13 protein-coding genes are annotated in these 15,856 nt (G+C 70.6%); 10 read left to right on the top strand and 3 right to left on the bottom strand.

Going from position 1 to position 15,856, the window contains the following annotated elements; all coding sequences use genetic code 11:
- Positions 1 to 38: 38 nt before the first annotated feature.
- Genes BTH_RS10575 through BTH_RS10555 form a run of 5 tightly spaced genes read left to right on the top strand, consistent with a single transcriptional unit; the run spans position 39 to position 4,595 of the window.
- Complete coding sequence (locus tag BTH_RS10575; RefSeq protein ID WP_009894007.1) at positions 39 to 971, top strand: 4-hydroxyproline epimerase; 933 nt, start codon at positions 39 to 41, stop codon at positions 969 to 971.
- Positions 968 to 2,101 (top strand): NAD(P)/FAD-dependent oxidoreductase, encoded by a 1,134-nt coding sequence (locus BTH_RS10570; RefSeq protein ID WP_009894006.1) that lies wholly within the window; start codon positions 968 to 970, stop codon positions 2,099 to 2,101. Before BTH_RS10575 ends, BTH_RS10570 begins: the two co-directional genes overlap by 4 nt.
- Positions 2,098 to 2,331 carry a (2Fe-2S)-binding protein gene (locus tag BTH_RS10565; protein WP_009894005.1) on the top strand — a complete coding sequence of 78 codons (234 nt, stop codon included), beginning with the start codon at positions 2,098 to 2,100 and terminating at the stop codon, positions 2,329 to 2,331. Before BTH_RS10570 ends, BTH_RS10565 begins: the two co-directional genes overlap by 4 nt.
- A complete protein-coding gene (locus tag BTH_RS10560) occupies positions 2,328 to 3,620 on the top strand; it encodes an NAD(P)/FAD-dependent oxidoreductase (protein ID WP_009894003.1) in 1,293 nt (430 codons plus the stop codon). The genes BTH_RS10565 and BTH_RS10560 overlap by 4 nt, the downstream gene beginning before the upstream one ends.
- Before the next feature lie 39 nt (positions 3,621 to 3,659).
- Complete coding sequence (locus BTH_RS10555; protein WP_009894002.1) at positions 3,660 to 4,595, top strand: AraC family transcriptional regulator; 936 nt, start codon at positions 3,660 to 3,662, stop codon at positions 4,593 to 4,595.
- A gap of 203 nt (positions 4,596 to 4,798) precedes the next feature.
- Here the strand turns inward: BTH_RS10555 and BTH_RS10550 are convergent, their stop codons facing one another.
- On the bottom strand, positions 4,799 to 5,068 hold the full coding sequence (locus BTH_RS10550) for a hypothetical protein (RefSeq protein WP_011401491.1): 270 nt from the start codon (positions 5,066 to 5,068) through the stop codon (positions 4,799 to 4,801).
- A gap of 450 nt (positions 5,069 to 5,518) precedes the next feature.
- Between BTH_RS10550 and BTH_RS10545 the strand changes: the two genes are divergently transcribed.
- Positions 5,519 to 7,693, top strand: coding sequence for a malate synthase G (locus BTH_RS10545; protein ID WP_009908048.1), 2,175 nt, complete (start codon positions 5,519 to 5,521; stop codon positions 7,691 to 7,693).
- Positions 7,694 to 7,783: 90 nt separating this feature from the next.
- The gene (locus tag BTH_RS10540; RefSeq protein WP_009893996.1) at positions 7,784 to 9,433 is read left to right on the top strand and encodes an L-lactate permease; all 1,650 of its coding nucleotides are present in this window, start codon (positions 7,784 to 7,786) and stop codon (positions 9,431 to 9,433) included.
- Between the two features lie 67 nt (positions 9,434 to 9,500).
- Here the strand turns inward: BTH_RS10540 and BTH_RS10535 are convergent, their stop codons facing one another.
- Positions 9,501 to 11,564: a bifunctional sugar phosphate isomerase/epimerase/4-hydroxyphenylpyruvate dioxygenase family protein gene (locus BTH_RS10535; protein ID WP_009893995.1), complete on the bottom strand. Its 2,064-nt coding sequence runs from the start codon at positions 11,562 to 11,564 to the stop codon at positions 9,501 to 9,503.
- A gap of 259 nt (positions 11,565 to 11,823) precedes the next feature.
- Between BTH_RS10535 and aroQ the strand changes: the two genes are divergently transcribed.
- From aroQ to BTH_RS10520, 3 genes are read left to right on the top strand one after another with little or no spacing between them, the layout of a single operon-like run.
- On the top strand, positions 11,824 to 12,279 hold the full coding sequence (gene aroQ / locus BTH_RS10530; RefSeq protein ID WP_009893994.1) for a type II 3-dehydroquinate dehydratase: 456 nt from the start codon (positions 11,824 to 11,826) through the stop codon (positions 12,277 to 12,279).
- On the top strand, positions 12,276 to 13,130 hold the full coding sequence (locus BTH_RS10525) for a shikimate dehydrogenase (protein ID WP_009893993.1): 855 nt from the start codon (positions 12,276 to 12,278) through the stop codon (positions 13,128 to 13,130). Before aroQ ends, BTH_RS10525 begins: the two co-directional genes overlap by 4 nt.
- Positions 13,131 to 13,176: 46 nt before the next feature.
- A complete protein-coding gene (locus tag BTH_RS10520; RefSeq protein WP_009893991.1) occupies positions 13,177 to 14,523 on the top strand; it encodes an MFS transporter in 1,347 nt (448 codons plus the stop codon).
- 88 nt (positions 14,524 to 14,611) lie between these two features.
- On the opposite strand, the gene BTH_RS10515 is transcribed toward BTH_RS10520, so the two are convergent.
- The gene (locus tag BTH_RS10515) at positions 14,612 to 15,721 is read right to left on the bottom strand and encodes a 2-aminoethylphosphonate--pyruvate transaminase (RefSeq protein WP_011401489.1); all 1,110 of its coding nucleotides are present in this window, start codon (positions 15,719 to 15,721) and stop codon (positions 14,612 to 14,614) included.
- Positions 15,722 to 15,856: the final 135 nt, after the last annotated feature.

Below are 15,856 nucleotides of genomic sequence, written 5' to 3'. Positions count from 1 at the left end.
GGGAAGCTATGCGCATTTCCACCTTGGATCGACGCGACATGAAGCACCTTCACATCATCGATTCGCATACGGGCGGCGAACCCACGCGCGTCGTCGTGTCCGGATTTCCGCCGCTCGGCGACGGGCCGATGGCCGAGCGCCTCGCCGCGCTCGCGCGCGACCACGACCGCTATCGCACCGCATGCATCCTCGAGCCGCGCGGCAGCGACGTGCTCGTCGGCGCGCTTCTGTGCGAGCCCGTTTCGGCCGGCGCGGCGGCGGGCGTGATCTTCTTCAACAACGCGGGCTATCTCGGCATGTGCGGGCACGGCACGATCGGGCTCGTGCGCACGCTGCACCACATGGGCCGCATCGCGCCGGGCGTGCACCGGATCGAGACGCCCGTGGGCGACGTCGAGGCGACGCTGCACGACGATCTGTCCGTCAGCGTGCGCAACGTGCTCGCGTACCGGCACGCGAAGGACGTCGTCGTCGAGGTGCCGGGGCACGGCTCGGTGACGGGCGACGTCGCGTGGGGCGGCAACTGGTTCTTCCTCGTGAGCGACCACGGCCAGCGCATCGCGGGCGAGAACGTCGCGGCGCTCGCGGCGTACGCGTCGGCGGTGCGCGCGGGGCTCGAGCGCGCGGGCGTGACGGGCCGCGACGGCGCGCCGATCGATCACATCGAGCTGTTCGCCGACGACCCCGAGCACGACAGCCGCAGCTTCGTGCTGTGCCCGGGCCACGCGTACGACCGCTCGCCGTGCGGCACCGGCACGAGCGCGAAGCTCGCGTGCCTCGCGGCGGACGGCAAGCTTGCGCCGGGCGCGGCGTGGCGGCAGGCGAGCGTGATCGGCAGCGTGTTCTCGGCGAGTTACGAGCGCGCCGAAAGCGGCGTCGTGCCGACGATCCGCGGCAGCGCGCACCTGAGCGCCGAGGCGACGCTCCTGATCGAGGACGACGATCCGTTCGGCTGGGGCATCGTGTCGTGATCGATTCGAAGATCGACGTCGTCGTGATCGGCGCGGGCATCGTCGGCGCCGCGTGCGCGCACGAGTTCGCGCAGCGCGGGCTGCGCGTGACCGTCGTCGACGACGGCTGCGGCGGCGCGACGGCCGCGGGCATGGGCCACCTGGTCGCGATGGACGACAACGCGGCCGAGCTCGCGCTCACGCATTACTCGATCGGGCTGTGGCGCGCGCTGCGCGACGCGATGCCGGAAGGCTGCGCGTATCGCAACTGCGGCACGCTGTGGCTCGCGGCCGACGCGCACGAGATGGACCTCGCGCGCGCGAAGCAGGCGGCGCTCGCCGAGCATGGCGTCGCGGGCGAGCTGATCGACCGCGCGGCGCTCGCCGCGCTCGAGCCGATGCTGCGCGCGGATCTCGGCGGCGCGCTGAAGGTTTCGGGCGACGGCATCCTGTATGCGCCCGTCGCCGCACACTGGTTGCTGCACCGGCTGCCGGGCGTCGCGCTGCGGCGCGCGAAGGCGGTGGCAATCGACGGCGCGCGCGTCGCGCTCGAGAACGGCGACGTGCTGCGCGCGGACGCCGTCGTCGTCGCGAACGGCGTTGCCGCGCGCGAGCTCGTGCCCGAGCTGCCGCTGCGGCCGAAGAAGGGCCATCTGCTGATCACCGACCGCTATCCGGCGCAGGTATCGCACCAGCTCGTCGAGCTCGGCTACGCGGCGAGCGCGCACGCGAGCGACGGCACGTCGGTCGCGTTCAACGTGCAGCCGCGGCCGACCGGCCAGTTGCTGATCGGCTCGTCGCGGCAGTTCGACACCGAGGACCCGCGCGTCGAGGCGCCCGTGCTCGCGCGGATGCTGCGGCGCGCGCTCGGCTATCTGCCCGCGCTCGCCGGCATGAACGGCATCCGCGCGTGGACGGGCTTTCGCGCGGCGAGCCCCGACGGCCTGCCGCTCCTCGGCGAGCATCCGTCGCGGCGCGGCCTGTGGCTCGCGGTCGGGCACGAGGGGCTCGGCGTGACGACCGCGCCCGGCGGCGCGCGCGTGCTCGCCGCGCTGATGTTCGGCGAGCGCGCGGCGATCGACGCCGGGCCGTATCTGCCGGGGCGTTTTCTGTCGACATCGAAATCGGCCCCGGCCGGAGAGCTTCAATGATCATTTATCTGGATCGCCGCCCGCTCGACGTGGTCGACGGGATGACCGTCGCGGCCGCCGTCGCGCTCGCCGGCGACGACACGACGCGCACGTCGTGCACCGGCGCCGCGCGCGCGCCGTTTTGTGGAATGGGCATTTGCCAGGAGTGCAGGGTGACGATCGACGGGCGGCGCAGGCTCGCGTGCCAGACGCTCTGCCGCGAAGGCATGCAGGTGGAGCGCACGCGATGACGAACGAGGTTTTGACGGTCGACGTCGCGATCGTCGGCGCGGGGCCGGCGGGGCTTGCCGCCGCGCAGGCGGTTGCGAGGAGCGGCCGCACGGTCGCCATCGTCGACGACAACCCGCGCGCGGGCGGGCAGGTTTGGCGGCAGGGGCCGAGCGCCGCGCCGGGCGCGGCCGCGCGCGCGAGCTTCGACGTGCTGCGGCGGCCGAACGTGCGCCATCTGGCGGCGACGCGCGTCGTCGCCGCGCCGCAGGCCGGCGTGCTGCTCGTCGAGGACGAGCGCCGCGCGCTCGCGCTCGGCTACCGGAAGCTGATTCTGTGCTGCGGCGCGCGCGAGCTGCTGCTGCCGTTTGCCGGCTGGACGCTGCCCGGCGTGACGGGCGCGGGCGGGTTGCAGGCGCTCGTGAAGGGCGGCGCGCCGGTGCGCGGCGAGCGCGTCGTGATCGCGGGCAGCGGCCCGCTCCTGATTGCGTCGCTCGCCACCGCGCGCGCGGCGGGCGCGCGCGTCGTCGCGGTCGTCGAGCAGGCGCCGCTCGGCGCGCTCGCGCGCTTCGCGCTGTCGCTCGCGGCGACGCCGTCGAAGCTCGCGCAGGCGGCGCGGCTCACGCGCGGCTTCGCCGGCACACGCTATCTGACGGGCGCGGTCGTGCGCGAAGCGCACGGCGACGCGCGCGTGCGCGCGGTCACGATCGAGCGGGGCGGCGCGCGCGAGACGCTCGATTGCGATCGCGTCGCGTGCGGCTTCGGCCTCGTGCCGAACCTCACGCTCGCGCTGGCGCTCGGCTGCGCGGTGCGCGATCGCGCGATCGCGGTCGACGACGCGCAGCGCACGTCGGTCGAGCACGTGTATGCGGCGGGCGAATGCACGGGTGTCGGCGGCGTCGAGCTCGCGCGAATCGAAGGCGAGCTCGCCGGGCTCGCGGCGACAGGCGCGGATGCCGCGCCGGACGGCCGCGCGCGCGTGGCCGCGTTGCTGCGCCGCCGCGCGACGTGGCGGCGCTTCGCGGCGCGCGTCGCCGGCACGTTCGCGCTGCGCGACGCGGCCCGCGCGCTGCCGCCCGACGATACGCTGCTGTGCCGCTGCGAGGATGTGACGATCGGCGCGGTGCGCGCGCACGCGTCGGCGCGCGACGCGAAGCTGCAGACGCGCTGCGGGATGGGCGCGTGCCAGGGGCGCGTGTGCGGCGCGGCCGCGCACGTGCATTTCGGCTGGGACGACGCGCCGCCGCGCCCGCCGTTCTCGCCCGCGCGAATCGACACGCTGCTCGCCGCCCCCGACGATGCGCTCCTATAATCGATCGACGCCAACCGTGTTACGACGCGCGAGATCCGTATGATGACTTTGCTTGCCGTGCCGCCCGAGAAGTTGTCCGCTGCATCGGCCGTCTCCGCGGCGGCCGTCTCCGCGGCGGCCGTCTCCACGTCGGCCGGTTCGACGTCGGCCGCCTCCACGGCGCCCGTGAACGCCGCATCGGCTTCGCCGTCCCCGGCGGCTTCCGCTTCGGCGCAACTCGCCGCGCACGGCGGCGACGACGGCGACGGCTTTGCCGCGATGCTCGCGCACTTCGCGCAGCTGGAGCCGGTGTTCGACGCGCTGCCCGACGTCGCATTCTTCGTGAAGGACGCGCACGCGCGCTACGCGCTCGTGAACCGCACGCTCGCACAGCGCTGCGGCTACAAGGACAAGCGCGACCTGTACGGCAAGGCCGCGGACGAAGTCTTTCCGCGCCGCTTCGGCCGCAGCTACGTCGAGCAGGATCTGGCGATCATCGCGGGCGGCCGGCAGTTGACCGATCAGCTCGAACTGCACCTGTATTCGGGCCGCCAGCCCGGCTGGTGCCTGACGTGCAAGGAGCCGCTGCGCAACGCGCACGGAAAGATCGTCGGGATCGCCGGATTGTCGCGCGACCTGCGCGCGCACGAGAGCTCGCATCCGGCGTACAGCCGCATCGCGGACGTCGTCCGCTACATCCACGCGCACTACGTGCAGCCGCTGAACCTGAAGCATCTCGCCGGGATGGCGGGGATGTCGGTCGCGCAGCTCGAGCGCTATTTCCACAAGGTGTTTCATCTGACGCCGCGGCAGATGCTGCTGAAGGCGCGGCTGGATGCGGCGACCGCGCTGCTCGTCACGCACGACAAGGTGACGGATGTCGCCGCGCTATGCGGCTATACGGACCACAGTGCGTTCACGCGGCAGTTCAAGGCGACGGTCGGCGTGACGCCGACCGAATACCGGATGATGCTGCAGGAAGGGCGGGGCGCTTGACGCGCAGGCGCAAGGCCGGGAAGTGGGGGGCGCGGGACGGTTCGGGCGGCCGATGAACCGGCCCTTCGCGCGCGTCGCCCGAGGTCACGCGCGCAAAAACGAACCCGCCCGCACCGGGGGCCGGTCATGTCCGAACGCGGGCGGGCGTGCCGGCGGCGCTCGGCTGCCGCCTCGCGCCGCACGGTCGATTTCGATTCCCGGTATTACCGATAGCCGAGGCCCTTGAGCACGGCGTTGCCGTCTTCCGTCAGACGAAAGGACGGCGCCGCGTCGACGTCGGAGCGGATCATCTCGACGAGACCGGCTTCCTGCAACGCAGGCAATTCCGGTTTCGCGTTCGCGCCGATCGGCGCGTGCAGCAGGATCAGCAGCGTCGCGATCTCATGATGGCTGAGCAGCCGACGCAGCATGGTTTTCGGTTTGGTCGGGGGGGCGGCCGGGCGAACCGCGGCGGACGTGTCGACGGCGCTCATCGCGAACCTCCTGAAACGGTACTGGCCACGGATGGTGCCGAGCAAGTCTTAAACGATTCTTAAAGCAGGCGGGGGCGGGGCCGACGAAAGATTTACGGCATGTAACGGCCATGTCGGGCAAGGGCGACATCGGGGCCGGACCAAATCGGCCGACGGTCGCGGCGTTGCTCGGCGATGTTGCACAGCCGCATTTCCGGATCGCCCGGGGGGCCATGAAAACGTGCGTTTCAGCTCGGCCGCCGGACGACTAAGCTCTATGAAACATGGCCGGCGGCGCGCCTTCCGGCGCGTCGCGCCCAGCGGCGCGCGCAGGCCGTCGATTGATTGCCGACGGAAGGCGCCGCCGGCGCGATCGTCGAGCCCGCCGCGACGCCCGGGCCGCGACCGCGGTCGCAAACGGCGCGGCCCCGCGCGCGGCCCATTGCCGCGATGAACGACGGAGAAAGCACGATGATCGAACGACATGAACTCCGGGTCGACGAAGGTCTCGCCCGGTTCATCGAACACGAAGCGATGCCCGGCACGGGCGTCGACGCGGCCGCGTTCTGGCAGGGCTTCGCCGCGCTGGTGCACGACCTCGCGCCGCGCAATCGCGCGCTGCTCGCGGAGCGCGACCGGCTGCAGCGCGAGCTCGACGGCTGGCACCGCGCGCATCCGGGGCCGGTGAGCGACCCGCGCGGCTACCGGGCGTTCCTCGAGCGGATCGGCTATCTGGTGCCGCCGCCCGAGCGCGTCGCGGCGGCGACCGAGAACGTCGACAGCGAGATCGCGTCGCAGGCGGGCCCGCAGCTCGTCGTGCCGCTGTCGAACGCGCGCTATGCGCTGAACGCGGCGAATGCGCGCTGGGGCAGCCTGTACGACGCGCTGTACGGCACCGACGCGCTGCCCGAAGACGGCGGCGCGACGCGCGCGGGCGCGTACAACCCGGTGCGCGGCCAGCGCGTGATCGACTACGCGCGCGACTTCCTCGATCGCGCGGCGCCGCTGCTGCACGGCTCGCATCGCGACGCGCTGCGCTATCGCGTCGACGAAGGCCGGCTCGTCGTCGACACCCGCGACGGCGCGAAGGCGCTCGCGCGCCCGGGCCAGTTCGCCGGCCACCAGGGCGACGCGGGCGCGCCGAGCGCCGTGCTGCTCAAGCATCACGGGCTGCACATCGAGATTCGGATCGACGCGTCGACGCCGATCGGTCAAGGCGATCCCGCGCACGTGACCGACGTCGTGCTCGAAGCGGCGGTGAGCACGATCATCGATTGCGAGGATTCGGTCGCGGCCGTCGACGCGGACGACAAGGTCCAGCTCTACCGCAACTGGCTCGGCCTGATTCAGGGCACGCTGAGCGAAGTGGTGGACAAGGGCGGGCGCACGTTCACGCGCCGGCTTAACGCGGACCGCGCGTATCGCGCGCCCGACGGCTCGACGCTCACGCTGCACGGCCGCTCGCTGCTGTTCGTGCGCAACGTCGGCCATCTGATGACGACGAACGCGGTGCTCGATCGCGACGGCAACGAAATTCCCGAAGGCATGCTCGACGGCGTCGTCACGACGCTTTGCGCGATGCACGATCTGACGTCGAAGCGCAATTCGCGCACGGGCTCGATCTACATCGTGAAGCCGAAGATGCACGGGCCCGCCGAGGTTGCGTTCGCGGATGCGCTGTTTGCGCGCGTCGAGGATCTGCTCGGGCTGCCGCGTCACACGATCAAGATGGGGATCATGGACGAGGAGCGCCGCACGAGCGTGAATCTGTCGGCGTGCATCGCGGCGGCGGCGGCGCGCGTCGCGTTCATCAACACGGGCTTTCTCGACCGCACGGGCGACGAAATGCACAGTGCGATGGAAGCGGGGCCAATGTACCGCAAGGGCGACATGAAGTCGTCCGCGTGGATCGCCGCGTACGAGCGCAACAACGTGCTCGCGGGGCTCGCGGCCGGGCTGCGCGGCCGCGCGCAGATCGGCAAGGGGATGTGGGCGATGCCGGACCTGATGCGCGCGATGCTCGAGCAGAAGATCGCGCATCCGCGCGCGGGCGCGAACACCGCGTGGGTGCCGTCGCCGACCGCGGCGACGCTGCATGCGCTGCATTACCACGAAGTCGACGTGCAGGCGATCCAGCAGGAACTCGAAACGATCGACTACGCGCGCGAGCGCGATGCGCTGCTCGACGGCCTGCTGACGATTCCCGTCGTCGAGCGCGCCGGCTGGAGCGACGACGAGATTCGCGCCGAAGTCGAGAACAACGCGCAAGGCATCCTTGGCTACGTCGTGCGCTGGGTCGAGCAGGGCATCGGCTGCTCGAAGGTGCCGGACATTCACGACGTGGGCCTGATGGAGGATCGCGCGACGCTGCGCATCTCGAGTCAGCACATCGCGAACTGGCTGCACCACGGCGTCGTCACGCGCGCGTTCGTCGACGAGGTGTTCGCGCGGATGGCGCGCGTCGTCGATGCGCAGAACGCGGGCGACCCGAACTATCGGCCGATGGCGGCCGATCCGGCGAACTCGCACGCTTTCGGCGCGGCGCGCGCGCTCGTGCTGGAAGGCCGCGAGCAGCCGAGCGGCTATACCGAGCCGCTGCTGCATCGATACCGGCTCGCGTTCAAGCAGCGCCTGAAAGCGGGTTGACGCCGGCGCCGCGCACGGAGCGCGCGGCGCGCGATGCAAGCCGAAAGCAAGCTCGACACAACAATCGTTCCGAGGGGAAAAGGAGACAACATGAACCCTTCATTCGCATTGCCGGCGGGCGTAACGTTCGCCCAGCCGCTCACCCCCGTCGGCCACTCGCTGGCGCTGTCGTTCGCCGTCGCCGTGCTGCCGATCATCGTCGCGCTCGCGATGCTCGGGCTGCTGCGGCGCCCCGCATGGCAGGCGTCGCTCGCGGGCCTGCTGACGGGCGTCGTCGTCGCGGTCGCCGTGTGGGGAATGCCCGTCGGCCTCGCGCTGAACGCGGTCGGCGCGGGCATGGCGCTCGCGCTGATCCCCGTCATGTGGATCGTGTTCAACGCGCTGCTTCTCTACAACATCGCGGTGAAATCGGGCCGCTTCGATCAGTTCCGCCAATGGATGCTCGATCATCTGCCGGACGATCGCCGCCTCGTGCTGCTCGTCGTCGCGTTCTCGTTCGGCTGCCTGCTCGAAGGCATCTCCGGGTTCGGCACGCCGGTCGCGATCACGAGCGCGCTCTTGATCGCGCTCGGCTTCCCGGCGCTCGAGGCGCTCACCTTCACGCTGATCTTCAACACCGCGCCCGTTGCGTTCGGCGCGCTCGGCGTGCCGATCACCGTGCTCGGCGCGGTGACGTCGCTGCATCCGGACACGCTCGGCGCGATGGTCGGCCGGCAGTTGCCGTTCTTCGCGCTGCTGCTGCCGTTCTACGTCGTCGGCGTCTACGGCGGGCTGCGCTCGATCGGCCGGCTGTGGCCGGCGCTCTTCGTGTCGGGCGGCAGCTTCGCGCTCGCGCAGTTCGTCACGTCGAACTTCATCAGCTATCAGTTGACCGACGTGCTGTCGTCGCTCACGTCGCTGATCGTGACGATCGGCTTCCTGAAGGTCTGGAAGCCGCAGCCCGATGCGCAGTTCGCGATCACGCGCGGCGGCGAGGCCGCCGGCGCGGGCACGGCGAGCGGGCGCGTCGGCTACGGCGGCTGGCTGCCGTGGCTCGTCGTATCGGTGATCGTGATCTTCTGGGTGCACGCGGGCGTCGCCGCGATCGGCGACGTGAAGATCAAGTGGCCCGGCCTGCATAACGCGGTCTACATGACGCTTTATCACAAGCCGTATGCGGCGATCTGGGATTTCCAGCCGCTCGGCACCGGCACCGCGATCCTGCTGTCGGCGGCCGTCACGGCCGTCTGGACGCGCACCGGCGTCGCGAGCTTCCTCGGCTGCGTCGCGCAGACGTGGCGGCAGACGCGCATCGCGATCGTCACGGTGATGATGATCGTCGGGCTCGCGTACCTGCTCAACTACTCGGGGATGAGCTACACGCTCGGGATGGGCGTCGCGTCGACGGGCGCGCTGTTTCCGCTCGTGTCGGCGACGCTCGGCTGGATCGCGGTGTTCCTGTCCGGCAGCGACACGTCGGGCAACGCGCTGTTCGGCAACCTGCAGGTCGTCGCCGCGCGGCAGCTCGGCTTCGATCCGGTGCTGATGGCCGCGACGAACTCGTCGGGCGGCGTGATGGGCAAGATGATCTCGCCGCAGAACATCGCCACGGGCGTGTCGACGACCGATCTGAAAGGGCAGGAAGGCGTCGTGTTCGCGCGCACGTTCTGGCACAGCGTGATCCTGACGCTGCTGCTCGGCGTGCTCGTGTTCCTGCAGCAGCACGTGCTGAGCTGGATGATTCCGGCGCTGCCGCACTGACGGCGCGCGGGCGCCGCGCGACGCGTTTGCGCGCCGAGCGTCGCCCGCGTGGTTTTTCGCGCCGCGCTCACGTTCGCCGCTGCGCCTGCGCGGCGAGCCGCACGGCCGCGTTCGCCGCGCCGTAGCCGTCGTAGCCGCCGCGCCGCTCGACGATCTCGAACGAGAAGCGCCCGTCGACGAGCTCGGTGTACGCGTGCAGGAACTCGCCGCCCGCATCGTCGCGCTCGTACAGCAGATGGTGGCGGCTCAGCGTGTCGATCGTCTCGTCGGGCAGCGCGTAGCGCGCGGCGAGGTCGTCGTAGTAATTGCGCGGAATTCGCAGGAACGGCACGCCGTCGGCGGCGAATTCGGCGATCGCCGCGACGATGTCGTCCGTGCGGAACGCGACGTGATTGAGCCCCGTGCCGCGATAGCGCTCGAGCGACCGGACGACGGCCGTATGCCGGTCCACCGACGCATTGAGCGCGATGCGCACCGAGCCGTCCGGGCTGCGCACCGCGCGGCTGCGCACGAGCCCGTACGGATCGGGCACGAGCCAGTTGCGCTCGGCCTCGAAGCCGAATGCGGTCTTGAAGAACAGCACCCACGTATCGAGCGCGTCGGCGGGCAGCGCGAGGCACACGTGATCGATGCCGACGAGCGGGCCGACTTCGCTCGGCCCGTCGATGTCGGTCAGCACGAAATCCGATTCGTACAACGTCGGCGCGCCGGGGGCCTCGTCGACGAAATAGTTCAGGCTGCCGTCGGGCGCGCGCACGCTTTGCAGCACGCGCTCGTTCGGGCCGACGCGGCCCGAGAACGGCGCGTAGCCGTAGCCGGCCGCGCGCTCGAACGCGAGGCGCGCATCGTCGACGCGAAACGCCGACGCGCACAGCGACAGGCCATGCGCCTGGAAGAACGCGTCGGCGAACGAGTCGCGCTCGGCGTTCAGCACGATCGACGCCGCACCGTGCTGATACAGCGTCACGTCCTTCGAGCGATGGCGGCCCGCGCGCCTGAAGCGCAGCTTGCCGAGCCAGCCGGCGACGTTCTCGGCGGCGTCCGCATCGACCGCGAATTCGATGAACTGGAAGCCGATGTGCGCGGGCGCGGGCGGCGGTGCGAACAGCGGCAGGGAGGCGCGCGGTGAAGGCGCCGGCGCGATGCGCGGGCGTGTCGCGGTTGCAGTTGCAGTTGCAGTTGCGGTCGCGGTCGCGGTCGCGGTCGCGGTCGCGGCGCGCGCCTCGCATGCGTCGCGGGTGTCGGGCACGCCGCGCGGCGTGCACCGCGCTTGCCGCGCCGGCTGGGCCGGTTGCGCCTGCCGCGCGTCGTGCGCGAGCCGCGCGCGCGTCGTCTCCTCCAGATACAGCAGCGATCGATAGCCGTCCGCGGCCGTCAGCGCGGTCGGCGCGGCGCGAAAGCCGTCGTTGAAGATCTCGAGCGACAGCGGCCCTTCATAGCCCGATTCGATCACGCGTGCGGTGAATCCCGCGAGGTCGAAGTCGCCCTGGCCCGGAAACGACCGGTAATGCCGGCTCCATTCGAGCACGTCCATCGCGAGTCTCGGCGCGTCGGCGATCTGCACGAACGCGATCCGTTCGCCGGGAATGCGCGCGATGCCGTCCGGCGAATCGTCGAGCGACAGCGTATGGAAACTGTCGAGCGCGAGCCCGAGATTCGGATGGTTCACCGCGTCGACGAGCCGCCACGCGTGCCCATAGGTCTTCACGTTCCGACCCCACGCAAGTGCCTCATACGCGACGACGACGCCCGCTTCCCGCGCGGCGCGCGCGAGCGCGCCCAACTGGTCGACGAGCAAGGCGTCGTCGCCGATCGCGTCCGGCGACACGTTGCTGCACACGAGCATGCGATGCGCGCCCAGTTCGTGCATCAGCTCGAACTTGCGCCTCGCGCGCTCGAGATTGCGCGCGAGGCGCTCGGGCGGCACGCCCTCGAAGTCGCGAAACGGCTGGAACAGCACGATGTCGAGGCCGAGATCGGCGGCGATCCGGCGCACGTCGGCGGGCGAGCCGTCAAAGTACAGCAAGTCGTTTTCGAAGATCTCGACGCCGTCGAAGCCGGCGGCGCGGATCGCGTTGAGCTTCTCGACGAGCGTGCCGGATAGCGACACGGTGGCGATCGAACGCTGCATGGTGGATGTCCCGCTGAAGAAGGACGGCGCGCGGCCGGGCGCGGCGCGCCGTCGGAGGAGGCGCGCCGCATCGCCGGCCGCGCGCCGTCGAAAGTCGGAAAGGCGCGAGTCGCAGAGTATACGAACTAACTAGATGGTACAAATTATAGAAAACCCGGAAAGACATTGCGCGAGCGCAAGCGCACACTGGCGCCGAATCTTGACGACGCCCGCGCGATCGTCTACCGATACGTACCCGTTTTTCATCGGAGTGTCATACATGAGCAAGCCGAAGGTGCTGGTCCTGAACGGGCCGAACCTGAACCTGCTGGGCAAGCGCGAGCCGCGCATCTACGGCTCGCAGACGCTGCAGGACGTCGAGCGCCGCTGCGCGGACGCCGCGCACGCGCTCGGCCTCGCGCTGGAGTTTCGCCAGTCGAACGCCGAGCATCAGTTGATCGACTGGCTGCACGAAGCGCGCGAGCGCGTCGCGGGAGTCGTGATCAATCCGGCCGCGTACACGCATACGTCGGTCGCGATCGCCGACGCGCTCGCCGCGCTCGGCAAGCCGATCATCGAGGTGCATATCTCGAACATCCACCGGCGCGAGGCGTTCCGTCACCATTCGTTCGTATCGGCGGTCGCCGATGGCGTGATCTGCGGCTGCGGCACCGAAGGCTACGTGCTCGCGCTGCAGCGGATCGCGACGCTGATCCGCGAGGAGGGCGCGCGATGAGCGGACGTTCGTTTCTGATCGGCCTGATCGGCTCCGGGATCGGCGGTTCGCTGTCGCCCGCGATGCACGAGGAGGCGGGGCGCCGCCAGGGCTTGAACTACGTGTACCGGCGCATCGATCTCGACGCGCTGCGGCTGACGGCCGACGCGCTGCCCGAGCTGCTCACGGCGGCCGAGCGAATGGGTTTCGACGGCCTGAACATCACGCATCCGTGCAAGCAGCGCGTGATCGAGCATCTCGACGAGCTGTCGCCGGACGCGGCCGCGCTCGGCGCGGTCAACACGGTGCGCTTTCTGGACGGCCGGCGGATCGGTCACAACACCGACTGGTCGGGCTTTGCGAAGGCGTTCGCGCGCGGGCTGCCGGGCGCGTCGCTCGAGCGCGTCGTGCAACTGGGCGCGGGCGGCGCGGGCGCGGCCGTCGCGCACGCGGCGCTCACGATGGGCGCGACGCAACTCGCGCTCTTCGACGTCGACCCGGCGCGCGCGCGCTCGCTCGCCGACCAGTTGCAGGCGCGCTTCCCGCACACGCGGCTGAGCGCGGGCGGCCCGCTCGCCGGCGCGCTCGCGAACGCGAACGGCCTGATCCACGCGACGCCGACCGGGATGCTCAAGCACCCGGGCCTGCCGCTGCCGGCGGAGCTGCTGCGAAGCGATCTCTGGGTTGCCGACATCGTCTATTTCCCGCTCGAGACCGAGCTGATCCGCGCGGCGTGCGCGCTCGGCTGCCGCACGCTGCCCGGCGGCGGCATGGCGGTGTACCAGGCGGTCGACGCGTTCGAGATCTTCACCGGCCGCGCGCCGGACGCCGAGCGAATGTTCGAGCACTTCCAGGCGCTCGTCGCGCGCTGAATTCCCTCACCCCGATATAAAGACAGAGATACATCAGGAGACATCGATGCCCCAGCCGATCCACACCGACGCCGCGCCGCGGGCGGCCGTCGCGGCCGCCCGCGCGGCCAGCCCCGCGCAGCCGCGCTCGAACGCGCGTTACCGGATTCTCGCGCTGCTCGCGATCGGGACGATGATCAATTATCTCGATCGCACGGTGCTCGGCGTCGCGGCGCCGGGGCTCACGAAAGAGCTCGGCATCGGCGCGGCGGCGATGGGCGTGATGTTCTCCGCATTCTCTTGGACCTACGTGCTCGCGCAGGTGCCGGGCGGCCTGCTGCTCGATCGCTTCGGCAGCAGGGTCACCTATTACTGGTCGATGACGCTGTGGTCTCTGTTCACGCTGCTGCAGGGCTTCGTGCACGGCGTCGCGCCGCTCCTCGCCTGCCGGCTCGGGCTGGGTTTCTCCGAAGCGCCGTGTTTCCCGACCAACAGCCGCGTCGTCGCGACGTGGTTTCCGCAGAAGGAGCGCGCGATGGCGACGGGCACCTATACCGTCGGCGAATACATCGGCCTCGCGTTCCTGAGCCCTGTGCTGTTCGCGCTGATGGGCGCGTTCGGCTGGCGGTCGCTGTTCTGGGCCGTGGGCGGCGTCGGCATCCTGTTCGGCTTCGTCTGGTGGAAGTTCTATCATGAGCCGAACGACCATCCGCGCGCGAACGCGGCCGAGCTCGCGTACATCGAGGAGGGCGGCGGTCTCGTGCAGTCGGCCGCGAGCGGCGGCACGCGTGCGAAGTTCAACTGGCGCATCGCCGGCCAACTGCTGAAGAAGCGCCAGCTCGCGGGCATCTGCCTCGGCCAGTTCGCCGGCAATTCGACGCTCGTGTTCTTCCTCACGTGGTTCCCGACTTATCTCGCGACCGAGCGCCACATGGGCTGGCTCAAGATCGGCTTCTTCGCGGTGATGCCGTTCATCGCGGCGTCGGTCGGCGTGATGTTCGGCGGGCTCTTTTCCGATTGGCTGCTGCGCCGGGGGACATCGGCGAACGTCGCGCGCAAGCTGCCGATCATCGCGGGTCTGCTGCTCGCATCGACGATCGTGCTCGCGAACTACGTGCAGAGCAACGAGGCGGTGATCGCGATCATGTCGGTCGCGTTCTTCGCGCAGGGGATGGCCGCGCTCGGCTGGACGCTCGTGTCCGACATCGCGCCCGAAGGGCTTCTCGGCGCGACGGGCGGCATCTTCAATCTCGCCGCGAACCTCGCGGGCATCGTCACGCCGCTCGTCGTCGGCTTCATCGTCGCGGCGACCGGATCGTTCGTCGGCGCGCTTGCGTTCATCGGCGTCGTCGCGCTGATCGGCGCGCTGTCGTACATCTTCATCGTCGGCGACATCAAGCGGATCGAGCTGTAGCGGCCGGCGGGCCGCATGAGCGGCGCGCGCGGCCCGGCTTCGGCCGGCGCGCGCCGTTGTTCATGGGCGCGCGCGACGGCGGGGCGCGTCACCGCATCGCGATCCCGAGCGCTCTCAGCGCGCCGCCGATCGCCGCCACCGCGCCGCGCATCTCGTGCGCCCCGAGCGCGCCGATGCAGCCGACGCGAAACGTGTCGGCCGTCGTCAGCTTGCCCGGATACAGCACGTAGCCCGCGTCGCGCACGGCCGCGTAGAACGCGGCGAACGCATACGCGGGATCGGCGGGCGCGTGAAACGTGACGATCACGCTCGCCTGCGCGCGCGCGTCGAGAAACGGCTCGAAGCCGAGCGCGCGCATGCCGTCGACGAGTGCCGCGCAGTTCTCCGCGTAGCGTGCGCCGCGCGCCGGCTGTCCGCCCTCGTCGAAGAACTGGTCGAGCGCGGCGCGCAGCGCGGCGAGCACGTGCGTCGGCGGCGTGAAGCGCCATTGCGACGTGCGCTGCATGTACGCGTACTGGTCGTGCAGATCGAGCACCACCGACGGCGAGCGCCCCTCGGCCGCCTCGAGCGGCGCGCGCCGCGCGATCACGAAGCCCATGCCGGGCACCCCTTCGAGACACTTGCCGCTCGCCGAGATCAGCGCGTCGATGCCGCTGCCCGCGAGCGCGATCGGCAGCGCGCCGAACGAGCTCATCGCATCGACGATCAGCGCCTTGCCGCGCGCGCGGCAGACGGCGGCGATGTCGTCGAGCGGGTTCAGCAGGCCGGCGCTCGTTTCGAGATGCACGAGCGCGACATGCGTGATCCGCGCGTCGCGCGCGAGCGCCGCGTCGATCGCCTGCGCGCTCGCCGGCTCGTCCTCGGCGAACGGCAGTTCGCTGTGCGCGATGCCGAGCCGGCGCAGGATCTTCGCGATCCGCGCGCAATACGCGCCGTTGTTCGGCACGAGCACGCGGCCGTCGCGCGGCACGAGCGTGCCGAGCGCCGCCTCGACGGCGAACGTGCCGCTGCCTTGCAGCGGCACGCAGACGTATGCGTCGCCGCCGCCCGCGATCCGCACGAGATCGGCGCAGACGCTCTTCGTCAGCCGGTTGAAAGCGGCGTCCCACGAGCCCCAGTCATGCAGCATCGCATCGCGCGTCATGCGCGATGTCGTCAGCGGGCCGGGCGTCAACAGGATGGGATCACGTTCTGGCATGGCTTCGTCACTCCCGGAAAAATCGATGGCAGGTCGTTTCTGGATGTGGAGAATAGTGGCGAAATGTGTCGCTTTTTGGAAATTGGATCGATCGTCACGGAGCTGTCATCGAACGCTGTGATGCTTCGGGTGCCG

The organism is Burkholderia thailandensis E264 (assembly GCF_000012365.1).
Lineage (GTDB): Bacteria > Pseudomonadota > Gammaproteobacteria > Burkholderiales > Burkholderiaceae > Burkholderia > Burkholderia thailandensis.
This window is presented reverse-complemented; position numbering and strand designations above follow the sequence as displayed.

Excerpts from the sequence above, each read along its gene's own strand:
- BTH_RS10525 (WP_009893993.1), top strand. The coding sequence starts at position 12,276 with ATGAGCGGACGTTCGTTTCTGATCGGCCTGATCGGCTCCGGGATCGGC.
- BTH_RS10515 (WP_011401489.1), bottom strand. The coding sequence starts at position 15,721 with ATGCCAGAACGTGATCCCATCCTGTTGACGCCCGGCCCGCTGACGACA.
- BTH_RS10535 (WP_009893995.1), bottom strand. The coding sequence starts at position 11,564 with ATGCAGCGTTCGATCGCCACCGTGTCGCTATCCGGCACGCTCGTCGAG.
- BTH_RS10575 (WP_009894007.1), top strand. The coding sequence starts at position 39 with ATGAAGCACCTTCACATCATCGATTCGCATACGGGCGGCGAACCCACG.
- BTH_RS10520 (WP_009893991.1), top strand. The coding sequence starts at position 13,177 with ATGCCCCAGCCGATCCACACCGACGCCGCGCCGCGGGCGGCCGTCGCG.
- BTH_RS10565 (WP_009894005.1), top strand. The coding sequence starts at position 2,098 with ATGATCATTTATCTGGATCGCCGCCCGCTCGACGTGGTCGACGGGATG.
- BTH_RS10545 (WP_009908048.1), top strand. The coding sequence starts at position 5,519 with ATGATCGAACGACATGAACTCCGGGTCGACGAAGGTCTCGCCCGGTTC.
- aroQ (WP_009893994.1), top strand. The coding sequence starts at position 11,824 with ATGAGCAAGCCGAAGGTGCTGGTCCTGAACGGGCCGAACCTGAACCTG.
- BTH_RS10540 (WP_009893996.1), top strand. The coding sequence starts at position 7,784 with ATGAACCCTTCATTCGCATTGCCGGCGGGCGTAACGTTCGCCCAGCCG.
- BTH_RS10555 (WP_009894002.1), top strand. The coding sequence starts at position 3,660 with ATGATGACTTTGCTTGCCGTGCCGCCCGAGAAGTTGTCCGCTGCATCG.
- BTH_RS10550 (WP_011401491.1), bottom strand. The coding sequence starts at position 5,068 with ATGAGCGCCGTCGACACGTCCGCCGCGGTTCGCCCGGCCGCCCCCCCG.
- BTH_RS10560 (WP_009894003.1), top strand. The coding sequence starts at position 2,328 with ATGACGAACGAGGTTTTGACGGTCGACGTCGCGATCGTCGGCGCGGGG.